The organism is Sporosarcina sp. FSL K6-1540, from assembly GCF_038620285.1.
Lineage (GTDB): Bacteria > Bacillota > Bacilli > Bacillales_A > Planococcaceae > Sporosarcina > Sporosarcina psychrophila.
Genome location: NZ_CP152018.1, coordinates 776,143 through 793,531 on the forward strand (window position 1 = coordinate 776,143; position 17,389 = coordinate 793,531).

Sequence of the window (17,389 nt, forward strand, 5' to 3'; positions counted from 1 at the left end):
AAATAAACCCATAGAAAATTCCATGAGTTTATACTAATTCTGTGTAAAATCTACAACGATCTCCCCGCACAATCGAAATACAAAATTCTACTGGTTGCCCATTCGTATCATATGCTGTTCTTTCCAAAAGCAAAGCAGGTTTTCCAACGTCCGTCTCGAGAAGGTCACTTTCCTCTTCCCTTATTAAAACGGGTTCAAAGGTTTCTTTCGCACGGACAACTATCACGCCATAACGTTCATCCAACAAATCGTACAATGATGATGTTCCGACTTCATACAAAACAGCCATATCTTGAATAACTGATTTCGGCATAAATGATGATTCAAGAATAATCGGTTCTCCATCCGCACAGCGTAGCCTTTTCATTTCAATTACATTTTCACCCGCTGGAAGCTGCAATCCCGCTCTCACAGTTGCAGAAGGGGCAACTTCCTTTACTTCAAGTACACGGTCAGTAGGATGCAGTCCCTTTTCACGTAAAACACGGCTAAAGCTATAAAATCCAGTTAATGATTGTTCAAATTTAGGTCTAGAAACAAAGGTGCCTTTTCCTTGTATCCGATAAAGTACGCCCTCCTGGACCAATTCTTCAATCGCTTTCTTCGCTGTATTCCGACTCACATGAAATATGTCCATCAAGATATTTTCCGAATCAATTTTATCGCCTGGCTTCCATTCCCCTGCTCGGATGCGTGTATCTAATCTTTGTTTCAATTGATGATATAATGGAATGATACTTCCTTGATCTAATGGTTTCATCACACTTCATCCTTTTTCATAGTTCTTACTCTTCAATCTACCATCATTTCAACAAGACTCGCAACAATTGAACACGCCATTATGCTAATCAGGAATAGAACCCTTACAAATTGTCCATTTCATGCCTGTGAAGGGTTGAAATATAGATTTTCTTCAAATCCGCTCCGGCGCTCGGGGATGCCTCCCGTCCTAAATATGACCACTGTGCTATCTCGCACCCAGTTACTGGTATCAAATGGAACCTTCGCTCAGTTTATTATTGGTATTCATTTAACTTCTTCCACTTGAGATGAACCATCCGATTCACCTTTCAAACGGAAAATTTGCGAGGACATCCATGTTAAAAATAGAATCGATACACTGATTCCGAAAAACGGAAGCAACCCCGGAATAATCAGGAATCCTCGGTAAAACACATAAAGTCCCATAACAGATCCAATCACTTGAATCGGGTAGGAAATACTTAGTAACAGCGATGCAGAGAAATATCGTAAAAGTGGCAGTTCGTAGTTAGCAAACACTTGAAAAATATTCATCACCATCACAGCATAAAGAATCGAAATCATGACCATCAACGTTATCATCAACAATCCAAAGGTCCCATTAATCGTCAGCACAATACGCAAATTAAGAACGAGAAAATAGCCAATGACAATCAAAATAATACCAATCTTATTCGAATTAATGAACTCAGCTTTATACGTCGCCCAATAATTGCTTGTTAGCGATCGTAAACTGTCTTGACCTTGTAATCTTTTTCGCATGACAACGAATAACCCTACAGTAGCCGGTGATATGCCCAAAACTACTAGGCCAAGTAGTGTCAACCCAATCCACATGAGTTGCAACACCGCGAGCATTGTTACAACTTCCACGAACCAATAAAGTTTACCTTTCCATCCGTTTGCGCTCATGTAATGACCTCCATTAAAAGGTAAAACTCATATGAAGGTAACTCTTCATATGAGTTTTGATTTTTATTTTATTGTTCTTTTTGCATACGCTCGTATGCCTCTTGAGCAACTTCAAGATACGATTGTAATCCCATCTTATTAAGTGTTTTCTTGTATTCATCCCACTTGCTAAAGTCCTGTTTCCCCGTAATAAAGGCAGCAGTCATTTCATCCACATATGTTTGAACATCTGTCATAACTGCACTGACTTTATCATTCTCTTCTAGTGTATAGTTGAGTCCAGGAATAATATCTTCATCTTTTATGCGATAGGGTTTTGTTTGCGCAGCATTTGCAGCAGTAGCTTCTTTTCCTTCTGCTCCTTGGAAGTATTGCTGTCTAACGATTCCAGGATAATAGCCCCCTGGCCAAGTCAAGTATTCGCTAATCGCTTGGTCCATATTTAGGCCATTCGGATTGTCCGTGATTTCAGGTAGATACTTGAAGTTTCCTTCTGCATCTTCCTCATACGTCACACCCTCGAAGCCCATGAAGAACATTTTATTGCCTTCTTCCCCATAGAAGTGATCCATCCAGCGAACCATTGCTTCTGGATTTTTTGCTTTATCCGTCAAAACGAACATGCCAAGATTTCCAAGTCCAGTGGAAACTGTGTTATAAGCACGTTCCCCCGTAGGACCTTCAAGAACCGGTACACCAACATAACCGTCGAGTTTTAGTAATTCTTTCGGGTCAACCTCACTCAACATACCATAATTCCCTTTAGATGCTTCTGCAGAAAACGTCTGTGGTTCAGTCGTAAACACATCCTGGTTAACTAAACCTTCCTTATATAGCTTGTTCAAGAATGTTAGCATTTCCTTGTATTCATCTGTGGCCGGAACAAAACGGAACTCCTCCGTACCTTCTTTAAAGTCGAGGTTGATGTTCATAGACCCTTGTTTGTTCAAGCCATAGGTTCCGCGTAAATAGCTAGTGAATTCAGCAACGCCATAGCCGCTCCCCCATCCAAGCTCATCCGCTTTACCATTACCATTCGGATCTTGTTCTTTGAACGCTTTCAATACTACATACAATTCATCCGGTGTTTCAGGTGCTTTGAGTTCCAATTTTTCAAGCCAATCTTTATTTATCCACGGTGTACCTGCACGTAAAGCTTCGAATTCCGGGTCATAAATTGCAGGGAAACCATAAATATTTCCATCCGCCATCGTAACACCTTGTTTCACCGAAGGGTACTTATCAAGTAGCTGTTTGAAATTCGGTGCGTATTCATCTATATAGTCATTTAACGATATAAATACACCTTGTTCTCCGTATTTGATCAAATCTGTTTTGGATAAAGCTGAAGCGAAGTAAAAATCGGGATAATCCCCAGCTGCAAGCATCAAGTTGCGTTTCTCTGCTAATCCCTCAATTTGTACGGTTGTCCAATTCACTTCAACATTCGACATTTTCTCATACTCTTCCCAAAGCATAAGGCTGTCCCAGTCTTGTGAAGAGAAGAATTTCGCTGCAAATCCATCGACTTGAATCTTTTCTTCAACAATTGGCATACCCGTTGCGTTTACATTACCAGCATTTTCGCCTTTTTCAGCAGGTTCATCGTCTTTTGAACAAGCCCCCAAAATCCCCGCTGTTAACAATAAAGTTACTGCTACGCTTGAAAAATACCTTCTCTTCAAACCATTCTCCCCCTTATTAGCCTTTTAGTGAACCTATCATAACGCCTTTCACGAAGTACCTTTGTAAAAATGGATACAGCATGAGCATCGGTAAGTTGGCAACAATCAGTACTGCATATTTTAGCCCTTCAACACTGAGTTGTTGCGCTAAAAAGCTTTCCGACGTTGCTTGAATCATGTCATCAGTCTGACCTTGAATCAGAATTTGCCTAAGTATCAATTGCAGTGGAAACTTATTTTCATCCTGTAAATAAATCAATGCCTGGAAGTATGAATTCCAATGGCCGACTGAATAGAATAGCACCATGACGGCAATAACTGGAAATGATAATGGCAACACAATACTCCAAAGAATTCTGAAATTACCACTGCCATCCATTTTGGCTGACTCTTCCAACTCTTGAGGAATAGCCTGGAAAAACGTTCTCATAATAATGATATTCCAAACCGCAACGGCATTCGGAATAATCATGACCCAAAAAGTATCTAGCATTCCAAGATCACGAATAAGTAGATATGTCGGGATAAGTCCCCCACTGAAAAATATCGTAAAGATGATAAACGCCATAATAACACCACGTCCCTTTAAATCTCTTCGTGACAATGGATACGCTGCTAAAATAGTCATAATGACATTCAAAATCGTTCCAAATACTGTATACTTCAACGTGTTGACAAACCCATTAATTATAGCCTGGTTTTTGAAGACCTTTTCATATGCCTCTAGCGTAAATTCCTTCGGCCATAACCACAACTCACCCGATATCACATATTGTGGGTTACTTAGAGATGCACTGACCACGAAAACTAATGGATAGATGACAAGTAAGGCAACAATGGTAAGGAACACATAGTTAAATATAGTAAACGTACGATCTGTTTTCGTCTCTCTCACTGCACCCACCCCCTACCATAGACTTGTCTCATTCACTTTTTTCGCAATCTGATTGACCATTATCAGCATACAGAAGTTAATGAGCGAGTTGAATAGTCCTACTGCTGCAGAGAAGCTATATTGCGCTTCCAATATTCCGCTTCGATACACAAATGTCGAGATGACATCTGATGTCACCATATTCAAGTCATTTTGCATAAGGTATACTTTTTCAAATCCAACAGCCATAACAGACCCTGCATTCAAAATGAAGAGAATGACGATTGTAGGCATGATCGCAGGAATATTAATGTTAATAATCCGTTGGAACCTTGATGCACCATCAATCATTGCTGCTTCATGTTGAGAAGGATCTACTGCAGCTAATGCCGCAATGTAAATAATTGAACTCCAACCCATCGTTTGCCAGACGTCTGACAATACATACAAACTTTTAAACCAAGCTGGCTCCGTTATAAAATCGATTGGTGTCCCACCGAAAATTCGAACCACCTGATTGACTAGCCCCTCTGTTTTCAAGAACAGTAGCATCATTCCCACAACAACGACTGTTGAAAGGAAATGCGGTGCGTAGATAACTGTCTGTACGAATTTTTTATAACGTAAACTTTTCACTTCATTTAATAGGAGCGCCAATATAATCGGAACTGGGAATGATACCAATAAAGTGAAAATACCAATTCCGACTGTATTTTTAATAAGTCTCCAGAAATAGTAACTATCAAAGAATCGCTCAAAGTGCTTAAATCCTACCCAAGGGCTGCCCGTAACCCCTTTATTCGCAATGAAATCTTTAAATGCAATTTGCAAACCGTAGAGCGGGAAGTAATGGAACACAAGAAAGTATAGAATGACTGGTGTTAGTAATACATAAAGTTCCCAGTTTTTCCGGATTTCCTTTTTCCATCCAATTCCCTTTTTTCTTTTCCTCGCGTTCTCGGGACCCTGATTATTTTGAGGACTTTTAAACATCCTCTTTCCCTCACTTAAGCCATTCTTCTCTGCAGACCCTACCCTCTCACTAATATTCGTCATGATCAGACCCCTTTTCCTCCAAACACATTCAGCTGTGTACGATGCTAGATTCTTGTGAAACCCTGACGACTTTACCACCTGCACGAATTGACTCTGTTGCTGCACATCCAACCGCTACACTCATTCTTCCAGCGAAAGGCGTAGTAAGAGGCTCTTTACCATGAAGGATTAAATCAATAAAGTCTTGCGTTATTTTCGGATCTGCCCCACCATGGCTACCTTCTTCTTGTTTCAAATCGTATGTGACATCACTTAGCTCTTTCCATGTGTTTGTTTTACGCGTTTTCAAGTGTATTTTTCCGTTAACATCATCATTCTCTATACGGCCTTCTGTTCCAATGAATGTGTAGTTACGATTATAATCTGGTGTGAAGTGACATTGAAGATACGATGCCTTAATGCCGCCCTCAAGTTCCATAATAAGCATGTTATTGTCTTCCACATCGATTTCTTCTCGGAATGCACATTGCGTAAATGTATGTGCTACATACTCAGGGCACGTATTCTTTAACTCACACTCGGGACATGTTAAGTCGTTCGGCATATCCCCTCCGTAGTAATCAAGGCTCCCAAATGCAGAAACCTTTGTCGTATACTTGCCTGAAATCCAATGGATAACGTCAAGGTCATGTGAACCTTTCTGTAACAGAAGTGACGTTGTATTTTCTGATTTCCCGTGCCAATCGTGGTAGTAGAAATAACCGCCAAAGCCGACGAAGTGACGAACCCAAATTGCTTTTAATTCCCCAATTGCACCTGAGTCAATTAATTCCTTCATCGTCTGGTACATGCTCATATAACGCATATTGAAACCGACCATCAAGTGCTTGCCTGATTTCTCCCACGCTTCAATAATTCGGTCACATCCCTCGACCGTAATAGCAAGTGGTTTTTCAGAATAGACATGTTTACCTGCTTCAAGAGCCGCGATAACATGTTCTTCATGCAAATAATCCGGCGACAATACGGCAACCGCATCGATATCATTACGCTTTAACAGTTCTTTATAGTCATTTGTTTGATATAACGGTGTCTCATATTTCTCTTGGAACTTGGCAATGCGTTCATTAGAAATATCTGCAATTGCAACAACTTCAGATTCCCCTTCCGACTTATGCCAGTAGTGTGCAAGTCCACCGCGTAAACCCGCTCCTATAATTCCCATTCTTACTTTCTTCATGTCCCCACCCCATCTATATCCAAATTTTTTCACTTTGGGTACTTATCCCCCGATTTCAGGAAAACGTTTTCCTTATGTACCTAATGAAATTAATTACCTGTTTTCATGTCGATTGACGTACTACTAATTTAAATGGTAATAACGTTTTTAAATCAATGTTCGGATGGTCTTCAATTTGGTTAATTAGCGTTTTTGCCGCGATTACACCCATTTCATATTGTGGAATCGATATTGTTGTCAATGAAGGATGGACATATTGAGCCATTTCATTATTATCGATCCCAATAAACCCGATATCATCAGGTATAGTAAGTCCAAGTTCATGTGCTGCCCGCATCGCCGCAATCGCCAACAAATCCCCCGCGCATAATAGAGCAGTTGGACGATTAGTTGATGGTTGACTCAATAAATCCATCGCCGACTTATAACTTTGCTCCAAACACCAACCTGTATTAATCACCCAACTTTTATCAATAGTCAATCCGAATTCATTCATCGCTTTTTTAAAGCCCTTGAAACGTTTTTCGCTGGCCATATCGGCTCCTATCTCACCGCCCATGAATCCAATACGCTGATGCCCTTTTGACACTAGATGTTCTACAGCCTTCCACGCTGCATCCTCCCGATCATAATCTACAGTTGAAATCGCATGATCACTGTAGTTAAAATCAACACCCACAACAGGAAGTAAATCTTTAATCTCAAGAAGAACTTTTTCATCCACTTTATCAATTAGTAATATCCCTTCAACTTCCTTTTCACGAATCATCTGATGGAAAAGTGCCTCATCTTCCAAATCCTCATTACTTAGCAGCAGCAACGTGTATCCAGCGCTATTCAATGTTTCGCTGATACCAGAATAGATTTTAGAAAAATACGGATTTGTTTCTGCAAGGCGTGGACTAGCTAGCCACGCAATTCTCTTCGTTCTTTTTTTCTGTTGCCTAGAAGATGCAACAAGATGCCGCGCATACTCATTTGGCGTATATCCTAACTCTTTTACTGCCTGCCAAACTTTTTTCTTTGTTTCAGGATTCACATTTCGAGAAGAATCATTTTTAATCACACGGGAAACAGTTGTAACTGAAACACCCACATACTCTGCAATATCTTTTAATCTCACCATTTTATTTACCTCTTTCTTTTGCAACCGTTTTCTTTTACATTATTGTACTACAAATTTCCATGTAGTTTAGTACAATAGTAAACTCACAGCAGTTTGTGGATGGGTTGTAGGTACAACTTTAGGTAAAAAATATGTGAAGTACTTCCCTATAGTCGGAAAATTGTTATTACAAATAATATATAGTCTATTTTTACGGGTGTCAACATGTTTTTTAAATAGTCTATTAAATAAGATTACTAACTCTAATTTACATCACAATACAACTGTGTTACGCATCCCCTTATATTAATTGATGGTCCCTGGCATATAAAAGTTGGGACTTCAATTCGATACTGACCGTATATCTCCCGTCTCCTCATTATTAGTAAACCGTAGTATGCAAAAGTATCTTATATTCCCTATCAGCACTTTCCCACTCGATTTTCATCTTTTGCAAACTGAAGCTTCGTCGAAAGTTTCGATTACATCAATAAACGGACAAGCAACTAATGCTCACCCTATCGATAAATCTCTTCACTTATTACCCCTCAGTATTTAAAAAGCCTTCCCCTGATTTTCTTCCAAGACGTCCGGCCCTTTCATCTGATTCTCTCCTTTTGAACGCCTTTTAGTTATCTGACTATTCCAACTTTACATCATTCTAGCAATCAGAAAATTAATTTGCAAGTCTTTTTTGAACACCGTTAAAATTTTAAACACGAGTTCAAACGTCAATTTTGATATTCTATGTTCAAAAGTTCTTCTTTAGAGCAATTAAACAAAACTCGTTCAAATATTATGTTTCATTTACTTTCAGGTCAACCACAATTTTTTGCTCGTTAGATATCGTGAACTATGTTTCCTTCAATACCAAAGACATATTATCTTGGTCCAATATAATTAAAAAACACCCAAGACGCATTAATAAATGCAGTTCGGATGTTTCATTGTAAAACAATCAACTTTCAGTGAATTAACGATTGAATCTTGTCGTTCTTTAGCGCATTAAAACCTTTTATGATGTCTTTTATCTTAAACTGTAAGTAATAACTTCTGTCTTTAAAAGCAAATGAATTTATTGTTTTTCGGATTACTTTATATTTAACTTTTCACAACTTCCAAAGTGTTCAATTTACCTATTGGTTTATCAAACACTACTTAGACAACTTAGAACTAGCCCACACTTATCTACCATGTAATTGTCATGTATCTCCTGTATAGTTGAATGCACAACAACCCAATAAATGGAGGTACCAATATGCAAAAGTGGATACCACGAACAGCCATCCTGCTTCTCGCAATCATTGTAACGGGATGCAGCCCCGACAAAGATCAGATTCCCAGTGGAAAAACTGATCCAGTAGAAAATCCGACACCTACTAACGAAACCGTCTCCGAAAGCCCTTGGAATGGAGAATGGTTTTTCCTAAGTGACAACATACTTGGCACGCTGCACATTACGGAGAACGATGAATCTGAATTCGACTACAAAATAAGCGGCTTACAGCCAACTACTGAAGACTCTTCTCCGAAGTCACTTACCTTTGAAGGGAACGGAACAATTGATGGCCATCAAGCCGAAGCTACTTGCGAGGCTACCGCAAACTGCAAAATGATCATCAAGATGGACGGCTCAGCGCTCCAGCTCACCTTCAATGAAGAAATTACTGACGGATCTCAGTTAATACTCAGCGGTGAATACAAAAAATCTACTTCAATAGAAGAAACGCCTATGTTTCGTATGAAAAATGACCAATTCCTAATCTACGGCGTTCTACAAGGCGACAAACCGTCGGCAGTGAAAGCAAAGCTTGGCAATCCAGAATCTGAAGGCCCTGATGAAATGATACAAAATTACTGGATTCAACAATACCCTGCGAAAGAATTACTCGTCACGTATTACGACGATTGGGTAGAAACAATTTCTTTCACAACAACAAAAGAGGCTCTTGAGGCGGAAATTGCAGAGCACTTTGAAGGCGACCGATACCGCAATAAAGACGGTACCGACTATTTACTAGTCCCGCAAAATCAAGATCTTTTACTATATCGTCCAAACGAAGAGGACCCCTCCACAATCAATGTTCTCGTTACAGTAGCTGACGAAAACTTTTATTATAGTTTGGAGCACGGTGAAATTTCCGTGGTGGAGTAAACAACAAAAAAGTCAGCCAACTTTGAGAGTTGGCTGACTTTTTTTCATTTCAATTGATTGGATTTATTCCCTAAATTCGAGATCCACGATGACAATTGATTTTTTCAATTAAGATACTAATTTCCTTCTTCGCCAAGACTTCGATACATACTAAATCTACCTAGATGCAATGGTATTCATTCTTATTGAATACAACAAAGTTTTCAAATTCAATTCTAATTCGTGTGATTGCGAGGCATTATTATTGAATCTTTTCTTGTTTTTTCAAAATATGTCCCATGAAGTTCAACATCGTCATTGCAGCTACACGAGTAGTTGCACCTGTCGGATCATATTGAGGCGCTACTTCAACAAGATCGAAGCAGATAACATTGCCTTTCTCTGCAATCCCTATCAAAATATCATTTAAGAAGTCATATGAGAATCCACCGGGTGATGGAGATCCAGTACCGGTAGCTAGCGAGATATCAAAACAGTCAATATCAATTGTTACATAATATTTATCTGCCACCGGTATTCTGTCTAACACCCCTTCAACACCAAGCTTAATCGCTTCTTTTGCAGAAATCAACTGGCTATTATATGCTTTGGCTGCATCATAATCCTCTTTCCGGCTACTCCCTAGTCCACGGAGCCCAATTTGCACCATTTCATCAATATGTTCCATTTCAGACATTCTTCTCATTGGACTACCATTACCAAGTGTTTGTCCACCTGGAGCATCGGACCAATCCAGATGTGCATCTAATTGGATGACAGTTACTTTTCCCTCGTTTTTTAATCCCCTTGCAATCGGAATTGAAATTGAGTGATCTCCACCCATAATTGCAGGAATTGCACCCTTTTCACGAATTTTACTAACCGCATACTCAATAGCGTCGAACGATCTCGGAATATCTCCGTGGACAACGTCTGCATCTCCAACGTCAACTATTTTTACGGGTGCTCCCAAGAAAACTTCATCTCTTTCCGGATCGTAAAAACCAGCATCTCCGCGTGAATAATGTGTGGATACTTCACGAATTCTTCTTGGACCGAAACGGCATCCCGTCATGAATCCTACACCCGTATCGTACGGAACACCTAAAACTGCGATGTCAGCGTCAAGATTTTCTAAGTTATCACAGATTGGATACTTAGCAAAAGAACAGATTCCTGTAATCGGCATATTAACTCTTTCCATAGTAAATCCCCCATTTAAATGAATTTTGACTGCTATCTTTCATATTTCCACTTCAGCCTTCTGACCGGTAAGGTATAATTCATCCTTAGCCGGTGAAAGTGTATATTAGGGCTAAAACAAATATAGCACGCTAAATCCCCTATTAGTTATCAGACTATTTTATCAAACGATAAAATATATTTATGTATTCATTCATTTGAAAACAATCTGTCAGTCGTTTTATTTTCAGGTAGAATATATAGAAGATATGAATAGGAGATGAAAGTATGAATATCCGGAACTTAGAAGCATTCGTCTACATTGTTCATTTTGATAACTTCAATAAAGCTGCGGAGGCACTGTTTTTATCCCAGCCTACTATTTCAGCACGCATTCGTTCCCTTGAGAATGAAATGAATACAAAACTCTTTTTCAGAGAAGGCAGGAAGTCCATACTAACGGATAGCGGAAAAAAACTATTCCCTTATGCTGAAAAAATGCTTAGTTATTATCAAGAAGCGACCTATAAAATGAAACAAGATATGTATATTCCCGATCAAATACGGATTGGATGCGCCAATTCAGTTTCAAGTTATCTCATACCGGAAATTTTGCCCGAACTCAAAAAAAAGTTCCCACTATTAAGGGTGAAAATTATTTCTCATCATTCCGAAGAAATTATGAACAAATTAGTAAATAATGAAATTGATTTTGGGCTTATCAGAACGATTACTCATCCAAAAATTCATACAAAAACAATACTCAGCAATCCTGTAGGGCTTTTCGCAGCTGCAAACCACAACCTGGCCAACAAGAAAAAATCCGTTTCTTTAGAAGAATTAACAAGCGAGGATATAATTTTTTACGATCATAATTCAACTGAATGGCTCTATATAAATCGATTAATGGAGTCCATGAACCTCCAACTAAATACAATTATAGAAGTCGACAATATGGAATCCGCTAAAAGGTTAGTAAAGAAAGGCATGGGTATTTGCTTTTTACCGCAACATGCAGTGTATGAGGAAGTTGAGAGCAATCAGTTGGTGAACATTCCATTAACAAAACCTTTAAATATCAATACAGAAATTGCAATAGCTTATTCAAAAGACGAGCCCGTTACAGAAATTATCAATTTTTGTTCATCTTTCGTTTTTCATCAATTTCAGAGTAACCCACTTTTTTAATTTAGATTAAATCATTCATAAATTTAATCTATCAGTTAATAAAACAGTCTGATAATTCGAAACCTCCCCCACATGTTATAGTTTTTATAACAAATTTTTAGTCATTCAGAAATATCTTACTAGTGATGCTTGAATAGGAGTATTACTTTATTCCAGAGGGGGAGGATTTCAATGATTTTTCAAGATGGGGGCCTTGAACTAAATTTAATCACTTCGACAGCACTTGGTGCATTATTATTGGTTCTTGGAATGTTAGGGAGAAAGAAAATCAGTTTTTTTGAAAAGTACTGTATTCCAGCCCCGGTAATCGGCGGATTTGGGTTCGCATTACTCACATGGGTATTATTTGAAGTCAATTTACCTTCTATTTCATTGGATAATACAATTGGCGATTTACTCATGTTCGTATTTTTTGTCACAATCGGCCTTGGAGGAAGTTTTGACTTAATTAGAAAAGGTGGGAAAATACTTTTCATTTATCTCCTCATTTGTTGGGGATTGGCTATCTTCCAAAATGGATTTGGTGTAGCACTCGCTACCTTACTTGGCATTGATCCTTTGTTAGGCATTGTTGCTGGTGCCGTTGCATTAGAGGGTGGTCACGGAATGGCAGCCGCAATGGCTCCGTTCATTCAAGATGCTGGAGCTGAAAGCGCTCTCACTGTCGGTATGGCTGCCGCAACATATGGTTTAGTTGCGGGAAGTTTGATTGGTGGACCGGTTGGTAACTGGTTAATTAAGAGAAATAACTTAAAAATTGAAACTGACGCCGGATGGAGTAAGCTGGTTGAAACTGGAGATAACAATTCTAAGGACGAAATCACTGCCAAAAGCATTATTACAATCGTTGCCGCAATCCTAATCATTTTAGCAATTGGAACCAATACAGCTAAATGGATAACAGATGCAACAGGATTTACTGTTCCAGGCCATGTATTCAGCTTATTTGTAGGATTGGTTTTCCGATCAATTAATGAAAAGAAACAATACTTTGCCGTTAGCCAGAAAACAATCGATGTCATTTCAATCATTGCCCTAGAATTATTCTTGACGATGGCCATGATGAAATTAAAAATATGGGAACTGTATGACTTAGCCGTTCCTCTAATTATCATTCTAGTAGCTCAAACCATTGCAATAGTCCTGATTGCAGTATTTATTGTCTTTAAATTTACAGGAAAAAACTACGATGCTGCACTGCTTGCAAGTGGATTTATCGGCCATGGTTTAGGAGCAACCGCAAATGGACTAGCTGTAATGGACGCAGTTGCGAGTAAATACGGACTTGTATCCAGAAAAGCATTTTTCATCATTCCAGTAGCCGGATCAATGTTAATCGATTTGGTAGGGGTACCTTGTATCGTTATATTCACTAATTTCTTCGCACACTAACGGTATTTAATAGGGCTAGTTGCATTTATTGAGAATACATTTATCCGATAAAATAGGTGAGGACTGATAAAGATGACAACTGTAAATATACGAGTAGAAAGAGATTTCCTAGGTGAAAAAGAGGTGGTGAATGATTGTTACTACGGGATTCAAACGCTAAGGGCCATTGAGAATTTCCCGATTACTGGCTATCGTATCGATAAAGAATTGATAGTAGCCATGGCTATCGTCAAGAAAGCAGCCGCAATCGCCAATCGAGAGATAGACCGCCTTCCTTCTCAATTGGAGAAAGCGATTGTGCAGGCTGCTGATGAAATAATCGAAGGACACTGGCACAATGAGTTCATCGTCGATCCGATACAGGGAGGCGCAGGGACTTCTATCAATATGAATGCCAATGAAGTCATTGCCAATCGCGCCTTGGAGATACTCGGCAGACAAAAAGGTGATTATGATTTTTTAAGCCCAAACACACATGTCAATATGGCTCAGTCAACAAATGATGCATTCCCTACCGCTATTCATATTGCTACACTTGCCCTTTCAGAAAAGTTACTGGTAACCATGGAAAGCATGTATAATGCGTTTAAATTAAAATCAAATGAATTTGATCATGTCATTAAAATGGGACGCACTCATCTACAAGACGCGGTTCCAATCCGGTTAGGACAAGAATTCGAAGCCTATAGCCGTGTAATCCTACGAGATATTAAACGTATTTCCCAATCGCGTCAGCATCTGTACGAAGTAAATATGGGTGCTACTGCAGTTGGGACCGGACTCAATGCTGAGCCGAAATATATCCTATCCGTCGTTAAACACTTAGAGGAAATCAGTGGCTTTCCTTTACTCGCAGCTGAGAATTTAGTAGATGCGACACAAAATACGGATGTATACACCGAAGTGTCCGCTTCTCTAAAAGTATGTATGATGAACATGTCTAAAATAGCGAATGATATAAGATTAATGGCATCCGGTCCACGTGCAGGGTTAAATGAATTGAATTTACCATCCCGACAACCCGGATCTTCAATGATGCCAGGGAAAGTAAACCCAGTAATGGCTGAAGTCATTAACCAAATTGCCTTTCAGGTAATCGGAAATGATAACACCATATGTCTTGCATCCGAAGCTGGCCAACTGGAACTGAATGTCATGGAACCCGTACTCGTTTTCAACTTACTGCAGTCCATTAACATCATGAATAATGGATTTCAGGTATTTACCGATTATTGTGTTTCAGGAATCAAGGCAAACGAAACACAAATGAAAGACTATGTTGAAAAGAGTGTGGGCGTTATTACAGCCATTAATCCACACATCGGGTATGAAACGGCTGCAAAAATAGCACGTGAAGCGATTATAGATAATAAGTCGGTTCGTGAACTTTGTAAACAATACGGGATTTTATCTGAAGATGAACTAAACCTAATTTTAGATCCTTACGAAATGACCAACCCTGGAATTTCTGGAGGACTGTTGAGTAAATAAAGATACTTTGAATAAAAAAATAAGACAATCACAGTGAGTTGCCTTTTTCTACAGGCCATTATTGGTTCGCTTTGGACAAAGTGCCCGCTACACGATTATTGAGAAATCAAGCGCTAAAATAAGTGACGAAGTCACTTATTTTAGCGTTCTTTTCGGTAATCGTGTTACCGTTAGCTGTCCTTCGCTTCCCTATAATGGACATAAAAGAAGAGCGCTTGCTTTTAATATGAAGGAATAGATTCTTCTCTATCCATTTTCAAAGCGCCCGAAGATACAATCGGGCGCTCCCCCCTTTTCTATGGTTTGTACATTGCAATTTAACTGAAGACATATCGAAGCAACTTGCCCGACTATCGGGTGTCCCATATATCGGAGCGGATATTGTGGAAACATCATTCGTCGCAATCTATGATGTATTGCTTACATTGAAGATGCAGTAATTTTAAAAAACAAACGCCGGTGCCTGTGCATGAAATTAGTTTCCGCCATCTTTCTAATGATGTCTAATCGCCTGATCTGAGGATATAACATTAACCTCCATTAGAATACGCCAATACTTGGTATACAAATAAGGAGCTGTTTGTCACACAGCCCCTTGTTTATCATTTCAAATATTATGTTAACGATATCCAGCTAATGATGGTAAGAATGATGAAAACCATGGGAAATAGGTTACCAGCATAAGAACAACAAAAATAGCTCCATAAAACTTTAAAAGGTGTGGCATAACTTTTTCCAATTTCCTATCGGCCACTTTAATACCGGCAAAAAGAATATTCCCTACTGGTGGGGTAATCGTTCCAATACATAGATTAAACGTAAGCATAATTCCAAAATGTAAAGGTGTCATTCCTAATGCTAAACAAACAGGAAGTAAAATAGGTGTGAAAATTAAAATCGCAGGCGTAAGATCCAAAAATGTACCTACAAATAGTAATAAAAGATTTATGGCCAACAAGATAATGATAGGATTATCAGAAATCCCCAATATGACATCAGCCATCATGTTAGGTATTCCAGTAAACGACATGACCCAGCCCATAATATTAGAAGCGCCGATTAAGAACATAATAATCGCTGACAACTTCGCGCTATCAACTAGAATTGTATATAATTCTTTAATTTTTAATGTTTTATAAAATATAGTGGATAAAAGCAAGGTGTAGACTACTGCGAATGCAGCACTTTCTGTAGCAGTGAATATACCACCAACAATCCCACCAATAACTATAATAATCAAAAACAGGCTGGGGATTGCATCTAGTGTAACTTTAATAAATTCCTTAAATGATATTGGTTTTGTATCGATATATCCTTTCTTCTTTGTATAAAAATAAGCCACAACCATACAACTTAAACCCCATAATATACCTGGAAGTATGCCTCCAAGAAAAAGAGCTGCAACTGAAGTTCCACCACTCACCAACGCGTAGGTTATTAAAGCAGTACTGGGTGGAATTAACAGTCCAGTAGGTGCGGTTGCGATGTTAATTGCTGCTGTAAAATCCTCATCATAGCCCTTCTCTTTTTGAATAGGACTCATGATTGTTCCCATTGCAGATACAGCCGCTGTTCCCGAGCCAGATACTGATCCAAATAGCATATTAGCTACTACATTAGTATGAGCTAATGAGCCCGGAATCCTCCCTGTCATTGCAGTTGCTAGATTGATTAAACGAAGGGCAATGCCTCCCTTATTCATTATATTTCCCGCCAGAATAAAGAAAGGTATTGCTAATAGTGTAAAGATATTAATCCCCTGAAACATTTTTAATGCAGAGGAAGGAACCGCTGCCGAAAAACCCAACGATTGCGTAATAGCTAATATTGATGCAACAATCAATGTGATGCCAATTGGAATACCCAATAGTAGTAAAACAACAATCGTCACAAGGATCAATAAAGCTGCTGATACCGCTACGCTCATTGTAATTCCTCCTTTTCGCGATCGTTAAATTTCTGGATAGATTGAATGATATTTAATAAATTGTAGATTATTATCAAAATACCACTGAGTGGAAGAATTGTATAAACAAAATCCATAGTAATATTTAAAGTGGGTGAAGCCTGCAGTGCACCTACTCCGACAAAATCTATTCCTCCGACTAAAAAGACAATTACTGCAATCGCTATAATTAGCAATTCAGTAAAAATTGATAAGACAAGCCCGCTTGCTCCTTTAAACTTATCTGAAAGTAGGGATAGCTTCATATGATCTTTTTGACCAAAGACAAGTGCAGCGCCTAGCAAGGATACCCAGACAAATGAATAACTCAGCATATCTTCTGACATTGTACTCGGAGCTTTGAAGACGTACCGCGTAATTACCTGGTACGTCGCAAGTACAGTCATAAAAGCTAATAGTAGTGCACATATCGCTGCTAGAGCTTTATCCATAACACTTCTTATTTTCTCCATTATCATCCTC

The 17,389-nt window shown here is 38.9% G+C and carries 14 protein-coding genes; 4 read left to right on the forward strand and 10 right to left on the reverse strand.

The window, feature by feature from the left end; translation table 11 throughout:
- Positions 1 to 28 precede the first annotated feature (28 nt).
- The 7 genes from MKY15_RS03465 to MKY15_RS03495 form a co-directional block, all read right to left on the reverse strand.
- Positions 29 to 760 carry a GntR family transcriptional regulator gene (locus tag MKY15_RS03465; protein WP_342538979.1) on the reverse strand — a complete coding sequence of 244 codons (732 nt, stop codon included), beginning with the start codon at positions 758 to 760 and terminating at the stop codon, positions 29 to 31.
- A 266-nt stretch (positions 761 to 1,026) separates the two neighbouring features.
- Complete coding sequence (locus MKY15_RS03470; RefSeq protein WP_342538980.1) at positions 1,027 to 1,674, reverse strand: DUF624 domain-containing protein; 648 nt, start codon at positions 1,672 to 1,674, stop codon at positions 1,027 to 1,029.
- A gap of 68 nt (positions 1,675 to 1,742) precedes the next feature.
- Entirely contained in the window at positions 1,743 to 3,359 is a 1,617-nt protein-coding gene (locus MKY15_RS03475; RefSeq protein WP_187045721.1) for an extracellular solute-binding protein, read from the reverse strand.
- Between the two features lie 16 nt (positions 3,360 to 3,375).
- Entirely contained in the window at positions 3,376 to 4,254 is an 879-nt protein-coding gene (locus tag MKY15_RS03480) for a carbohydrate ABC transporter permease (RefSeq protein WP_342538981.1), read from the reverse strand.
- A gap of 12 nt (positions 4,255 to 4,266) precedes the next feature.
- The gene (locus MKY15_RS03485; protein ID WP_255428492.1) at positions 4,267 to 5,289 is read right to left on the reverse strand and encodes an ABC transporter permease subunit; all 1,023 of its coding nucleotides are present in this window, start codon (positions 5,287 to 5,289) and stop codon (positions 4,267 to 4,269) included.
- 28 nt (positions 5,290 to 5,317) lie between these two features.
- On the reverse strand, positions 5,318 to 6,469 hold the full coding sequence (locus tag MKY15_RS03490; protein WP_187045723.1) for a Gfo/Idh/MocA family oxidoreductase: 1,152 nt from the start codon (positions 6,467 to 6,469) through the stop codon (positions 5,318 to 5,320).
- Positions 6,470 to 6,572: 103 nt separating this feature from the next.
- Positions 6,573 to 7,595 (reverse strand): LacI family DNA-binding transcriptional regulator, encoded by a 1,023-nt coding sequence (locus tag MKY15_RS03495; protein WP_342538982.1) that lies wholly within the window; start codon positions 7,593 to 7,595, stop codon positions 6,573 to 6,575.
- 1,237 nt (positions 7,596 to 8,832) lie between these two features.
- Between MKY15_RS03495 and MKY15_RS03500 the strand changes: the two genes are divergently transcribed.
- On the forward strand, positions 8,833 to 9,729 hold the full coding sequence (locus tag MKY15_RS03500) for a hypothetical protein (protein WP_342538983.1): 897 nt from the start codon (positions 8,833 to 8,835) through the stop codon (positions 9,727 to 9,729).
- Between the two features lie 241 nt (positions 9,730 to 9,970).
- Here MKY15_RS03500 and MKY15_RS03505 read toward each other — a convergent pair whose 3' ends face one another.
- Complete coding sequence (locus MKY15_RS03505) at positions 9,971 to 10,912, reverse strand: agmatinase (RefSeq protein WP_187045726.1); 942 nt, start codon at positions 10,910 to 10,912, stop codon at positions 9,971 to 9,973.
- A 266-nt stretch (positions 10,913 to 11,178) separates the two neighbouring features.
- Here MKY15_RS03505 and MKY15_RS03510 point away from each other — a divergent pair, with 266 nt between their 5' ends.
- The 3 genes from MKY15_RS03510 (at position 11,179) to aspA (ending at position 14,961) form a co-directional block, all read left to right on the forward strand.
- A complete protein-coding gene (locus MKY15_RS03510; protein WP_187045727.1) occupies positions 11,179 to 12,078 on the forward strand; it encodes a LysR family transcriptional regulator in 900 nt (299 codons plus the stop codon).
- 171 nt (positions 12,079 to 12,249) lie between these two features.
- On the forward strand, positions 12,250 to 13,470 hold the full coding sequence (gltS, locus tag MKY15_RS03515; protein ID WP_342538984.1) for a sodium/glutamate symporter: 1,221 nt from the start codon (positions 12,250 to 12,252) through the stop codon (positions 13,468 to 13,470).
- Positions 13,471 to 13,542: 72 nt separating this feature from the next.
- Positions 13,543 to 14,961: an aspartate ammonia-lyase gene (gene aspA, locus MKY15_RS03520; RefSeq protein ID WP_342538985.1), complete on the forward strand. Its 1,419-nt coding sequence runs from the start codon at positions 13,543 to 13,545 to the stop codon at positions 14,959 to 14,961.
- Between the two features lie 619 nt (positions 14,962 to 15,580).
- Here the strand turns inward: aspA and MKY15_RS03525 are convergent.
- Together MKY15_RS03525 and MKY15_RS03530 are read right to left on the reverse strand one after the other, a co-directional pair.
- Positions 15,581 to 16,888 (reverse strand): TRAP transporter large permease, encoded by a 1,308-nt coding sequence (locus tag MKY15_RS03525; protein ID WP_342538986.1) that lies wholly within the window; start codon positions 16,886 to 16,888, stop codon positions 15,581 to 15,583.
- The gene (locus MKY15_RS03530) at positions 16,885 to 17,379 is read right to left on the reverse strand and encodes a TRAP transporter small permease (protein ID WP_342538987.1); all 495 of its coding nucleotides are present in this window, start codon (positions 17,377 to 17,379) and stop codon (positions 16,885 to 16,887) included. The genes MKY15_RS03525 and MKY15_RS03530 overlap by 4 nt, the downstream gene beginning before the upstream one ends.
- Between the last annotated feature and the right edge of the window lie 10 nt (positions 17,380 to 17,389).